This window comes from Parafrankia discariae (assembly GCF_000373365.1).
Taxonomy (GTDB): Bacteria; Actinomycetota; Actinomycetes; order Frankiales; family Frankiaceae; genus Parafrankia; species Parafrankia discariae.
Genome location: NZ_KB891287.1, coordinates 1 through 12,659, shown reverse-complemented (window position 1 = coordinate 12,659; position 12,659 = coordinate 1). Strand labels below are relative to the sequence as shown.

Annotated in this window: 9 protein-coding genes and 5 pseudogenes; 8 read left to right on the top strand and 6 right to left on the bottom strand. The window is 68.5% G+C overall.

The genetic code is table 11. From position 1 onward, the window contains the following. Positions 1-53: 53 nt before the first annotated feature. Positions 54-299, bottom strand: coding sequence for an integrase core domain-containing protein (locus B056_RS0134175; RefSeq protein WP_018501263.1), 246 nt, complete (start codon positions 297-299; stop codon positions 54-56). 67 nt (positions 300-366) lie between these two features. Beyond that, a complete protein-coding gene (locus B056_RS39065) occupies positions 367-1,071 on the bottom strand; it encodes a TetR/AcrR family transcriptional regulator (RefSeq protein WP_018506327.1) in 705 nt (234 codons plus the stop codon). Positions 1,072-1,175: 104 nt separating this feature from the next. On the opposite strand from B056_RS39065, the gene B056_RS0134165 reads away from it, so the two are divergent. The 5 genes and pseudogenes from B056_RS0134165 to B056_RS43375 form a co-directional block, all read left to right on the top strand. Next, positions 1,176-2,213, top strand: coding sequence for a zinc-dependent alcohol dehydrogenase (locus tag B056_RS0134165; protein ID WP_026240485.1), 1,038 nt, complete (start codon positions 1,176-1,178; stop codon positions 2,211-2,213). Between the two features lie 80 nt (positions 2,214-2,293). Continuing rightward, a complete protein-coding gene (locus B056_RS0134160) occupies positions 2,294-3,115 on the top strand; it encodes a sugar phosphate isomerase/epimerase family protein (RefSeq protein ID WP_018506325.1) in 822 nt (273 codons plus the stop codon). A gap of 34 nt (positions 3,116-3,149) precedes the next feature. Continuing rightward, complete coding sequence (locus B056_RS0134155) at positions 3,150-4,151, top strand: aldo/keto reductase (protein ID WP_018506324.1); 1,002 nt, start codon at positions 3,150-3,152, stop codon at positions 4,149-4,151. Between the two features lie 52 nt (positions 4,152-4,203). After that, a complete protein-coding gene (locus B056_RS0134150) occupies positions 4,204-4,965 on the top strand; it encodes an SDR family NAD(P)-dependent oxidoreductase (RefSeq protein WP_018506323.1) in 762 nt (253 codons plus the stop codon). 86 nt (positions 4,966-5,051) lie between these two features. Beyond that, positions 5,052-5,192: pseudogene (locus B056_RS43375) on the top strand (DDE-type integrase/transposase/recombinase); the annotation flags it as partial. A 222-nt stretch (positions 5,193-5,414) separates the two neighbouring features. Here B056_RS43375 and B056_RS45635 read toward each other — a convergent pair. Further along, a pseudogene (locus B056_RS45635) lies at positions 5,415-5,975 on the bottom strand (HupE/UreJ family protein); the annotation flags it as partial. A 514-nt stretch (positions 5,976-6,489) separates the two neighbouring features. Further along, a complete protein-coding gene (locus B056_RS0134140) occupies positions 6,490-7,674 on the bottom strand; it encodes a DUF3500 domain-containing protein (protein ID WP_230203321.1) in 1,185 nt (394 codons plus the stop codon). Positions 7,675-8,157: 483 nt separating this feature from the next. Between B056_RS0134140 and B056_RS40110 the strand changes: the two are divergent. Both B056_RS40110 and B056_RS0134125 read left to right on the top strand, forming a co-directional pair. Beyond that, positions 8,158-8,481, top strand: a pseudogene (locus tag B056_RS40110) (DDE-type integrase/transposase/recombinase); the annotation flags it as partial. Positions 8,482-9,000: 519 nt separating this feature from the next. Further along, positions 9,001-9,357, top strand: a complete 357-nt coding sequence (locus B056_RS0134125; protein ID WP_154677384.1) for an ATP-binding protein — start codon at positions 9,001-9,003, stop codon at positions 9,355-9,357. 148 nt (positions 9,358-9,505) lie between these two features. Here the strand turns inward: B056_RS0134125 and B056_RS0134120 are convergent, their stop codons facing one another. Further along, positions 9,506-9,850, bottom strand: a complete 345-nt coding sequence (locus B056_RS0134120; protein ID WP_018506318.1) for a MerR family transcriptional regulator — start codon at positions 9,848-9,850, stop codon at positions 9,506-9,508. Positions 9,851-11,829: 1,979 nt separating this feature from the next. Between B056_RS0134120 and B056_RS45215 the strand changes: the two are divergent. After that, positions 11,830-12,228 (top strand): annotated as a pseudogene (locus B056_RS45215) (helix-turn-helix domain-containing protein); the annotation flags it as partial. Positions 12,229-12,366: 138 nt separating this feature from the next. Here B056_RS45215 and B056_RS45875 read toward each other — a convergent pair. After that, positions 12,367-12,659: pseudogene (locus B056_RS45875) on the bottom strand (helix-turn-helix domain-containing protein); the annotation flags it as partial.

Below are 12,659 nucleotides of genomic sequence, written 5' to 3'. Positions count from 1 at the left end.
ATGTGTCACCGTGTGGGGTGTCGGAACTCGGCCACCGGTGGTGACCTGGGGTTTTAGGCGGCTCGTTCGTATTCGTTGATCAGGCCGCCGAGGATGGGCTGGCGCTTGGTCCGTTCCTGGGTCAGGTCCGCGGCGGGGTGGTCGGGCCGTGGTGGCTGAAGGGCGCGGCCACGGTGGGGTCGTCGTCCGTCGTCGTGGGCCGCGTACTCGGCCAGGACGGTGCGCAGGTGCCGCTCACCGACGATCAGCATGCGGTCGGTGACCTCGGTCCGGACGGTGCGGACGAACCGTTCCGCCACTGCAACAGCGCCCCGGTCGGTCGTTCATGCCGTAGGGCACGCGGGGGGGTGAGGCACCGGGCTGTGATCAGCCGGGCCGCGAGGTCCGCTTGGAAGTCACGAACGGTTCCGGCCTGTCCGGCACCGTGGGACTCGGGGCTTGGAGCAAGGCGGTGATGGCCTCACCGCAGAGGGCTTGGACTTTGGCCGGATCGGCGGCGTCGGGATGCGCGAGGGAGAGGGCCGCGGTGCCCCGGGCCATTGCCATGACGAGCAGGGCAGCGGCGTCGGCGTCGGCCTCGGCGCGGATCGATCCGTCCTGCTGACCGGCTCGGATGGACTCGGCAAGATCGCGATGCGTTTGCCGATCTGCGTCGACGGCGGCGGGCAGTGGGGAGTCGGACGGGAACGTCGCGCCCCACATCACGACCACAGCGCGCTCCTCGGGTGCGTCGGCGGCGACGATGACCTCGAGGTAGGTCTCGATCGTCACCCGAAGCGTCTCGAGGGCGGAGAGCTCCTCGGCCCGCCGGTCGGCGCGTTCGAGGGCCTCGGCCGTCGCCTCGAGCGTGCGCTCGTGGGCGCGCTCGGCCAGCCGGGTGATCAAGCTCTCTTTCGACCCGAAGTGGTAGGCGGGCATCTCTCGGCTCGTCCCGGCGCGGGCGCCGATGCCGCGCAGCGACGTCCGCTCGAACCCGCGCTCCGCGATCAGTTCTGCCGCGGCTCGCAGCAACGCCGCTTCGGACGCGGCGCGGCGCTCGACCTGCGTCCGCCGCTCCGGATGCCCAACCACCGCCAGGACGATAGCAACAACACTTCCCTGGCATGCGCCAGGGAAGTGTTAACTTGTCCGGCATCCGCCAGGTAAACGCTGGCTCAGTCCACTGGGAGGTTCGGTTGCCGCGTGCGATCGTGTTCAACGGTGATGAGACCTGGGAACTCCGCGAGGTCCCGAAGCCCAGGCTCCGGCCCGGCTGCGCCGTGCTTCGAGTCGAAGCGGTAGGGATCTGTCACAGCGACGTCGACCAGTTCAGAGGTCATGCGCCGGTGCCGTCCGGAGGCGTGTTCCCGACGGTTCCGGGCCATGAGATCGTCGGCCGGATCGAGCAGATCTCCCCCGAGGCGGCCGCGGAGTTCGGCGTGCGGGAGGGCGACCGGGTGGGTGTCCGGTCCTACGTCAGGACGGCCGAGGGGAGATCCCGCGTCTACGGGTTCGACTTCCCGGTCGATGAGGCGTCCGGGCAGTTCGGCGGCTACGCCGACTACATGGAGCTCGTGCCGGGTTCTGAGGTGCAGAAGCTCCGCGACGACCTGCCGGCGATCGAGCTCACCGTCTACGAATGCCTGTCCAACTCGGCGACCTTCGTACGCCCCGCTCAAGCCGGGGAATCACTGCTCGTCCTGGGCCCGGGCCACATGGGCCTCGCCGCCATCGTCGCCGCCCGAGCGCAGGGCGTCGGCACAATCATCGCCGCCGGCCTGTCACGTGACCGGCTGCGTCTCGACACCGCGCTCAGCATCGGGGCGGACCACGCCGTCGACCTCGAGAGCGAGGATCCGGTCGCCCGTGTCGCGGAGGCGACCGGTGGCACGATGGCCGACGTCGTGCTCGACGTCGCCTCCGGCAATCCCGTGTCGTTCATCACGGCTTTCGAGCTGGTGCGAACCGGCGGCAAGGTGGTGGCCGCCGGGATGAAGGACCGCCCGCTCGACGGCCTCGACATCAACCAGATCCCGCTGCGGAACATCACCGTACTGCCGGGTGGCGGCGTCGACCTGAGCCTGGCGTGCTCAATGATCAACGAGGGCAAGGTCCCCACCGCGGAACTGGTGGGCGAGTCCTTTCCGCTGGAGCGTTTCGAGGAAGCCCTGGCGCTCGCCGACAGGCAGGTCGAAGGCAAGGACGCCGTTCGCGTCTCACTGGCGGTTGCGTGATGGACGACGCCGAAGGGTCAGGCGGCACCTCGCCCGTTGCCGCCGACCGCTGAAAATCACAACCTGTTATGAGAGGGAGCATGATGGAACGACTGTCGATCGAGCCGCTGAGCGTGATGGGGCTTCCGCCGGTTGAGTTCGTGGGTTTGGCCGCCGACCTCGGGCTCCGTTATGTGGCGCTTGCCTTGAGCGCGTTACCGAACCCATACGGCTATCCGCCGTTCTCGCTGCGGGACGATCTCGCTCTGCGGCGCGAGACGATCGCCGCCCTGCGCGACCGGGGTGTGACGGTGTCGCTGGGCGACGGGTTCGTGCTCCACCCCGGCCGGGATATCCGCGAGCTCGCCGGTGACGTCGCCGTCATGGCCGAGCTCGGCGCCCAGCGGATCAACACCGTCACCTTCGATCCGGACTTCGGCCGCAGTGTCGAGCAGTTCGGGGTGCTTGCCGAGCTGGCCGCCGAGTCCGGGCTGGAGACGACGCTGGAGTTCGCCCCCGGGCTGACGATCGCTGACCTCCCCACGGCGCTCCGCGCCGTCCAGGCGGTCGGGAGGCCGGACTTCCGTCTCCTCATCGACACGATGCACCTCGTGCGGTCCGGCTCCGGCCCCGCCGAGGTCGCCGCCGTCGACCCCGACCTGATCGGATACATCCAGCTCAGTGACGTCCCGCTCGTGCCCACCATCCCCGACTACATGGAAGAGGGGTGTTTCGAACGGATGGTGCCGGGCGCCGGCGAGTTGCCCCTGCTCGAGATCCTCGACGCGCTGCCGCGCCATCTCGTGATCGGGCTCGAGGTGCCGCTGCGCTCGCAGGCCGACGCCGGTGTCGGTCCCCACGAACGGCTCGGCCGGTGTGTCGAGGCCTCCCGGGAGCTCCTCGCCAAGCTGGCCGACCGATGAGGACGCTCGACGGCCGGACGCCGGAGCGCTCCCAGTGACTTCCCGGCGTATCGGCAGCCTGGAGGTGTCCGCCGTCGGTATCGGCGGCAACAACTTCGGTACGGACTTCTTCGGAGCTGGCTGCGACAGGCACGAGGTGGATCGGATCGTCCACGCCGCCCTCGACGCGGGCATCACCCTCTTCGACACCGCCGAGGAGTACAGCATCACGTCCTTCCTGGGCGAGGGGCACTCCGAGGAGCTGATCGGCGCGGCGCTCGGCCGCCGCCGGGACGAGGCGATCATCGCCACGAAGTTCCTCAACCAGAGCGAGGCCGATCCGGATCAGCGGGGCGCGGAGCGCATCGTGGCTGCCGTCGAAGCCAGCCTGCGCCGCCTCGGAACGGACCGGATAGACCTCTACCAGCAGCACCAGCCCGATTCCGGCACGCCGATCGAGGAGATCCTCGAGGCGCTCGACCGGCTGGTCCGCGCCGGCAAGGTGCGCGAGGTCGGGTGCAGCAACTTCAGCGGCGAGATGCTGGACGACGCCGCCGAGACCGCGGCCCGGTCGTCGTTCTCGCCGTACCGGTCCTGTCAGGTGCAGTACAGCGTGCTGGAGCGCCCCCAGCAGGACGTGCTCGGCTCGGTGGAGCGCCACGGGATGACCGTCCTCGCCTACTTTCCGCTCGCCAGCGGGCTGCTCACCGGTAAGTACCGCCGGGGCGAACCACCGCCGCCGGACGCACGGCTCGGTGCCGACGCGCCGGTCAGCGCCATGCTCCGCCAGGGGATCATGGCCCGCCGCCCGCCGCTGTCCGACGAGCGGCTCGCCACCGTCGAGCAGCTGTCAACCTTCGCCGCGGACCGAGGGCATTCCCTGCTCGAGCTCGCGATCTCATGGCTCACCTCCCAGCCAATCGTTGCGTCGGTTCTGACCGGCGTCACGAAGCCCGAGCAGGTCATCGCCAACGCCTCCGCCGCCGGATGGCGGCTCACCTCCGATGAACTGGCAGCCGTCGACGCGATCGTCGCTCACGAGGCCGAGGTTTCATGAGCCTTTCTGAAGGAATATCATGACATTCGCAGGAAAATATGGACCATGGGCAGTGATCACGGGTGCCTCCGAAGGGACCGGGCAGGCGTTCGCCCGCCGCATCGCCGCCGAGGGTCTGCCCTCCGTCCTTCTCGCGCGACGATTGGGACCGTTGACCGACCTGGCCGACTCGATCCGCGCGGAAACAGGCGTTGAATGCGTCTCGGCGTCAGTGGATCTGGCATCTGACGACGGCGCCCAGCAAGTCATCGAAGCGGTGGGCGACCGCGAGATCGGGTTGTACATCGCCAACGCGGGCGCCGACCCCAACGGAGCGCACTTCCTCGACGTCGACGTCGAACCCTGGCTGAAGCTGATGCGCCTCAACGTTCTGACGATGATGCAGTTGTGTCACCATTTCGGTGGAGCCATGCGAGCCCGCCGCCGCGGCGGACTACTGCTCGTCAATTCCGGCGCAGCCTATGGTGGCAGCAGCTTCATGGCTGCCTACACGGGAAGCAAAGCCTTCGAGTTGTGCTTCGGCGAGTCCCTGTGGGCCGAGCTGCGTCCCTACAACGTCGATGTACTCAACCTGGTCCTCGGCAAGACCGACACACCGGCCTTCCGCGCCCTGCTGGCGAAAAATGGACTGCCCGAGCCGACCGACTGGGCGACACCGCAGGATGTGGCTGAAGCCGGAGTGACACGCCTGCCGCACGGACCCATCCATAATCAGGGCCAGGCGGCCGACACTGTCGGCGACGAACGACGCTCCAGGGTTCTGATGATCGAGGAGATGTCCAAGAGCGTCTTCGGCGAGAAAGCCCCTGACTAGTACTCCAGTGACCGTGGTCGGTGCGTGGTCTCTGTTCGGAGTGACGGCGTGGCGTCCGCATGAGTGCGGCCACCGCGTGATTCTCCGTTCTCGCCAGCGAACGGCGCGACCTGGCTGCGGTACGCAGGCTCTTCACCACCGCGCCGGCCCACGGTCGCCGCCCGGTCGAGGTCACCACCGATAATGCGGCGTCCTACCCGCGTGTTCTCGACGAGCCGCTGCCCGAGCCGGGGTCCGGCCCGTCGGGCCAGAGCGCAGAGGACCGCGACGGCGGCGAGCCCGGCGGCCAGGGTGAGAGGATGTTCGACGAGGAGCTCGCCGAGCGGGTCGAGCGGGTTTCCCGCCGCCAGGCCGGTCCGTTCGGCGAACCAGGTTGTCGCGAGCACCGCCCCGAGCGACGCGACCGCGGTCCGGAGTACCGGGTAGACGACGGTGCCGCTGATCACGATCAGTGACGGCATCACCAGTGCTACGACGACCAGCTGGGTGATCTCGATGCCGAGGTTGAACCCGAGCAGCGTCGTGAGCAGACTCCCGCGGCTGAGGTCGAGCGTGCCCAGGAGCGCGGCGAACGCCAACCCGTGCAGCAGGCCGAACGTGACGGCGATCAGTACCTCGCCGCGGCGTACCAGGGGGCGGATGGCGTGGATGGCCGAGACCAGGACGGACAGGGCGATTCCGCTCTCGACGAGCCGGGTGGGCAGGTGTATCCAGCCCATCGCGCCGAGCGCCAAGGTGACGGAGTGACCGACGGCGAACGCCGTGACGACGTGCAGGACGCGCCAGCCCGCGCGCCCGAGATCCCGGCGGCGTCTCCACCGACGCCCGGTGGCGGCCAGGGGGGCGGGCAGCAGCAGCATGACCAGGAACAGCAGGTGATCGCTGCCCCCGCTGATGTGGTCGACACCGAGGTGGACCGCGGACACGAATCCCCGGCTCTCGGACGCCGGGCCTGTGCTCGACGACGACAGGGCGGCCACAGGAACCGACTGGGTCTGCCACGACAGCATCGCCAAGGTGGTGTACGAGCCCGTGCTCCCGTAACGAGCCGAGACGAACACCCGGTGCGAGACGAGCTTGTCCACGACGGCGTCGTAGTGGAGGACGAAATCCCCCACCCTGCCCGAGCTCGGCGTCAGGGTGGCGTCGAGGACGAGGTTGTCAGTGCCGTCGATCGACTCGACCCGCCCGCCGATGACGTGGGTCGTCCACCTCTGGCCGGTCGAGTCCGTCGCCGACATGTCGTCCTGCACGTAGGCGCGCAGCTCGGTCACAGTCGCGTCGTCGAGCACACCGGCCGCGGTGAGCTCCTCGTCCGTCGCGACGCCGAGCTGGTCCAGGGGCAGGTCAACAGTCGCGCTGACGCTGCGCTCGCCGACGTCCAGTCGCACCGCGGAGGTACTGAGCGGATGCGCCGAGGCCTGCGGCGCGAGCGCGAGGACGACGGTCACGGTGCCGGCGAGCAGACCCAGGGCGCGTCGGATGCCGGTCAGCACGGCGCTCGCTCCGTTCTCTGGCGGCCGATCACGCACTGGGGTTGGTGCTGCCGTAGTCGTCGTTCTTGTCACGGTAGACACCGTGGTAATGGACGTTCGGGGTGCTCTGGCTGCGGGTGTTGACGAGCTCGATCCACACCCGGGGTCCGTCGATGCGCAGGTAGGTGCTCTCGCCGTCGACGGTGTCGCTGTTGGCGAACGCGACGTGGGTCTGGCTGAGCTGGGACTTGTAGGTCTTCATCAGCGAGGCGGCGACGCCGGGGGCGGCGTCGTCGACCCAGGCGCCGATCGCGTCGAGGACGAGCTGCTGCTGGTCCGCGGAGAGGTCACTGACTGCCACGCCCTGGGTCTCGGGGAACTTCCCGCTGTCCACGCCCGGGCCCATCAGGATGTCGTCGATGGTGTCGGACAGCTTGGCCTGGGCCTTCTGCTCGTCATTAAGGGAGTCGAAGAGACCGAACAGCGTGTCAGCCTTCTCCTTCATGGGCTCCACGTCGGTGCTGCCGATCGTGAAGGACTTCGGCTCGGTACCGGTGAAGTCCGGCGTGATACTGGCTGTGGTGCCCTTGTAGGTGTAGTTGCGGGCCAGGTGGTGGCCGCCGAACTGGACCATGAACGAGTCGGTGACCGAAGGCGTGCCGTAGATCGCGATGTAGTAGTCGGTGTCTGAACCGAAGCTGTCGGTCCCGGAGGCGCTGTTCTCGTTGAGCCAGTCGTCGGCCTCCTGGATCGCCTGCACCTGGGCGTAGCCCTCCGGGCTCAGCATCGTCTTCACCAGGGCCATCGCGGCGGTCTTGGCGTCGTCGTCGAGGTCGGAGAGCGCGACGCCCTTGCGAGGCACCTGCTGGGCCGGGAAGTTGGACCAGGTCTGTCGAGACTCGTTGTCGGCGAAGTCGTAGCTGACCGTAGCGGCGGTGCCCGAGTCCAAGGTGGCGAGGAACGCGTTGGCGGCGGTCACGACGTCGGTGGTGTTCGCGGCGGAGGCGTTCTCGCCATCGGTGTCGAGGTCGACGGCGGTGAAGGTCTGCATACCACCGCCTGGACCCCCACCGCCTGGACCCCCACCGCCAGGGAATCCGCTCGGCGATCCCGAGGGGCCAGCGGTCGAGGACGAGGAGGCGTCGGCGCTGGAGTCGCTGCCACAAGCGGCGACCGTGGAGAGCAGCACGGCGGCCGTGATCGGCGCGACGATGCTGCGGCGAAGCTTGGTCATAAATTTGTCCGTTCCGTGTCGAGGCGGATCCGACGCCCACCAGGCTGATCACTCCAGCACCCAGACACTGCGAGTCCCATCTGTGAGTCCGCTGTGCTTCTCCTGTACGCCTGATGTGTGCGATGTGGCGGGCGGCGCTGTTGCCTTGGGAGGATCCGACGCACGTCGGAGGCCTGGCGGCCCACGATCAGACGGCGCTGGCAAGTTCGTAGTGGCCGCAGCGGATGTTCTGCACAAGGACGTGTCAGGCGCGGGAGGGTCCGATCAACGGTTCTGTTCCCGATTCGGTGGTGACGGAGTGTGGTCTCCGTCTGGTCTTGATCTCGAAGGTTCGTGGTCGGCGGCTTTGTTGCATCGGCTGTGGCGGGACCCGCGGGCTGGCGGCCAGGCATGATCAGGCGATGGGTCGAGGTGTGATCCGTCCGCCGGTGCCGGTGTCGGAGCTCGCGGGGTTCCGGTTCCCGCCGGAGGTGATCGTGCTGACGGTGCGCTGGTAATGGCCGCCGGCCGGCGGAAGTCACCACCGACAAGGCACCGGTCTCTCCGAGGATCCTTGACGAGCTGCTTCCCGAGGCCCGCCACATCGACACCGCCCGAGAGAACAACCGGATCGAAGCCGACCATGGCCGGTTGAAAGCCCGGCTACGGCCGACGCCCGGCCTGAAACGGCTGCGCTCGGTCCAGACCGTCAGCGCCGGACACGCCCTGCTCCAGAACATCCACCGCGGCCACTACGAACTCGCCGTCGACACCGCCCCACGGCTGCGACTTGCCGCCGCGTTCACCGAGCTCGCCGCCGCCGTCTGAATACCAGTCATCAAGGCCGCTGGCATGCGCTGCCTTCCCGCAACGCAACAGTGCCCCACCAGTTGATGCCGCACCGAACCGGACGACCCGCCGGTCAGCGAGGTCGGGCACCCCCGCCCACGTCACTGTTGGGCCGCCGGCACCGCCTCCGGTCGGTACTGCGTGATCCAGGCCGTCACTTCCTCGCGGTCCCAGATCCTCATCGGACGCGACACCGTGAGCGGAGCTGGGAACGAGGCTCGGCGTGAGAGCTGATCAGCCCGCGCCCGAGAGACACCGAGCCACTCGGCGATCTCCCGTAGGTTAACGATTCCCGTCACAGCACCGCACCCCAGGGCTGAAGTTGCCACTCCCCACGGGACAGTAGCTCGCAGGGGATCGGCTTTCAGGACACGTCGACAACAACCACCTGGTGGAGCCCGTTCGTTATGTCCGTGGGCGGGGAAGGGAGCATGCCAGGGGGATGATCGTCGAGGTGAGGGGTTGGTCGTGGTGCGGGACAGGGGCTGGTCGGCCAGCGTGGATCTGCCCTTCGATGCGCGTGCCGCGGGTGCTGCCCGGGAGGTGCTGCGGGGGTTGCTGCTCGCCTGGGGGCATGACCGGCAGGCCGACGACGCCGCGGTGGTGGTCTCGGAGCTGGTGACCAACGCTGTGCAGCACGCCGGTGAACGGGGGCAGCTGCGGCTGGCGCTTCGGGTCACCGATGGTGTGCTACGTCTGGAACTCGCTGATGGGTCGTTGGTGCGGCCGATGGCTCGAGAGGTCGTCGACTCCGATGAACGGGGCCGTGGGATGCACATTGTCGATCAGCTCACCGCCCGGTGGGGCGTCGAGACGCACGGCGACGGCAAACGCGTCTGGGTCGAACTCGACTGACCCCTCAGGACGGGCACACGGACAGGGTCGGCCGACGATCTGTGCCTGCCGCAGGTCGGCGGCGGCTGGCCTACTGCGTCACGTTCCCCCGCCGCTGCCTGAAAGAAGGGGCCGCATCCCATCCGTTTCGCTCCTGCCGGCGTGCCTGTCAGGGCGTCTCGGTGGGCGACGGCGGGGCTGGTCGGCGTGGTTGCTGGTTGAGTCGCTGGGCTTCGGCGAGTTGGTCTTCGAGGATGACGATGCGGCAGGCGGCGTCGATCGCGGTGCCCTGATCGACGAGTTCACGGCCGCGGGCGGCGATCCGCAGCTGATAGCGGGAGTAGCGGCGGTGGCCGCCCTCTGAGCGCAGCGGCGTGATCAGGCGCGCTTCGCCGAGGGCCCGCAGGAAGGCAGGCGTGGTGCCGAGCATCTCGGCCGCGCGGCCCATGGTGTAGGCGGGATAGTCGTCGTCGTCGAGACCGTGGGCCGGTTTACGCGTGCTTTCAAGGGCCATCGCGCCTCTCAGGACACGTCGAGGGGCCCTGGTGCCAGACAGCACCAGGGCCCCGGGGGGTTCAAACCATCTACCGGCCAATACGCGCCGGGTTCTGGAACCCGCATGCCCACCCGAGAGGGCAGGGGTGCGGGGATCGCATATGCGTGACCGGGGACCACCTTCCAATCCGAGGCCTGCGTGGTAACCGAGCGAGCTAGACCATCGCTCGGGCGATCCTGATGGCGTCTGCTCCCCTCTCCGCATAGGTCAACTGCCGGGTACTGCCGAACTTTTCGCGGTGATACTCGGCGGCCTACCCTGGCCGCCGCCCTGCTCGCGCCAGTTCATGTCTGCCGCGACCCTGGACTCTCTTGGCTACGACAGGAACTCTACCCACAGCCGCACCCGGATGTCTACTACAGCGGGGACAGATTTTTCGGCTCCCAGGCGACAGCTACCCTGCGACGCCCGACGCGGCCCGTCGGCGCCGGCCCGAAGGCGGAGCAGGGCGTCGGCTCCGGAGAGGAACGCCCTCGGCCTACACAGCAGCCCCGACCTGCGGCAGCCAGATCGCTGCCGGATCGCGGGGTGGGTGCGACCGCGACGGCGGGTGCACAGGAATTGCGGCCGATCCAGCCGGGCGGGCGCGAGAACAAAACTGCGGGGCACGTCGTACTCCACGACGCGAGCCGGTCGCGTCGAAGGGGCCGGTCGGCGCGGACGTCGGCCAGCAGCCAGCCCGCGCCGCGCTCCGGGGCTTTGACACCCCCGGGCGCGTCGGACCGGTCGCCCGCTCGGCGCGTCGCTTCTATCTGTCCTGGTTCTGCCCGTACTTCGAGCGAAGCTCCGGAGAGTCACCGAAGAGCCGCGTCCGATCAGAAACGCAGAGAGAGGGCCGCTCGTCCTCTCGCGTCTCCCCAGAGAACAGCGCGGAGAACCAGCCCTGCAGGAGCAGCGCATTTTTCGGGTCAGCACCGGCCGGTGATCTCATCTCCATGGACATAGGCCCCGTCCTCCCGCGGATGCCACATGGGCACCTCGTGTGCCTTCCACGTCATCAGGTGGGCGGCGAACGAGCAAGACCCCCATTCGTCGACTCTTGCGGGGCTCTCTGCCCCGGACCCCGGCCGTTTCTTTGGAGGAGAGCCGAGGAGCCGCCGCAGTCCGCCAGGAACCAGGCGCGCGGGACCGCAGACCGCCTCTGCCAGACGGGATGTGGGGGTCACCCCAGAACCGGGGCACGCCTCAGGGCTCCGGTGCCATATGGCACCGGAGCCCTGAGGATTTCAACACCATCTACTGGCTAGGTACACCGGGTTCTCTGAGTCCGCGTGGCCGGCCCCGGAGGGGCGGGTGCGCGGAGATTGCAATGCGTGACCGGGAACCACCTTCCAATCCAGGGCCTGCAGTAACCGGGCGAGTCAGACCACCGCTCGGGCGATCCTGATGGCGTCTACTCGTCTCCTCATCGCCTGGTGGGATCCTGCTGAACTTCTGTGGCGGTACTCGGCGGCCTACCCTGGCCGCCGTCCTGCTCGCGCCAGTTCATGTCTGCCGCGACCATGTGACTCCCTTGGCTACGACAGGAACTCTACCCAGGACAGCAGTCGGATGTCTACTGTGACGGGAACAGATTTTTCGGCTCCCGGGAGACAGCCACCCTGCACACTCGACAGGGCCCGTCAGCGGCGCCGGCTCGGGAAGGCAGGTCAGGGCGCCGGCTCCGGTGGAGGAACGCCCTCGACGTGGCCGACCTGCTCGACAGCCTGAGCGACGGAGGGTCACGTCCACGGTGGCGATGTACGGAGAGTGACTCCGCGTGATCCTGGTTCAGGTTATGCGGGGAGGGCTTGGGGTGTCACGCTGATCGCAGGTGTGTTGGATGCGTTCTTCGTCGCGTCGACTTTGGCGAGTATTTCCACACCGAAATACTGATGATTAATGTGTGGTTTTATTGCGCCTGGCGATAGCTGCGGGCGTGCGGGTAGACCTTTTGTGTGAGGTATGCGACGAGTGGCGGGTTGACGCCCGCCGAGCAGGTGGAACGGGAACAGGTCCGGATGGCCGCGGCCGACCGGTTCGATCAGGGAGCGACACGGGCGGAGGTGGCACGGGAATTCAAGGTGACTGTGAAAACGGCGGGGTGCTGGTATCGGGTGTGGGAAAGCGAGGGCGCGGCTGGGTTGCGGTCGGCCGGGCCGTTGCCGCGGTGTCGGTTGGATGATCGACAGCTGGCCCGGTTGGAGGGGACCCTGCGCCGTGGGCCGGGGGTGTATGGCTGGGATGATCAGCGGTGGACGTTGGTTCGGGTCGCCGAGGTGATCAGGCGGGAGTTCGGGGTCGTCTACACGCTGCCTGGGGTGTGGCTGCTGCTGGACCGCAACGGGTGGTCGTGTCAGATGCCGGCCCGCCGCGCGGTCGAACGCGACGACACCGCCGTCGAGGGGTGGGCCGAGCGGGGGTGGCCGGCGATAAAACCACCGCGGCGGCCCGGGACGCCTGAGTCTGTCTCCTCGACGAGACAGAGCAGGGCCATCGCAGGCCGGCAGGCCGGAGGCCTGCGTGGACAGGAACGTGCGCCAGGAGGTGTCGGCCCGGCGGGGTGCGGGGTCGACACCGGAGCGGCGCGGGATCCGCCAGACGGTGACCGACCCCGACCGGGTAGCCCAGCCCGACGAGTTCGCCTTGGATCCTGCGGTGGCCCCAGGTCGGGTTCTCCTGCGCGAGGCGCAGGACCAGCTCGCGGATCTCCCGGCGGACCGGCGGCCGCCCGGGGGTCTTGCGCGGGTAGGTCCATTTGCGTGCGAGGAGCTCACGGTGCCAGCGC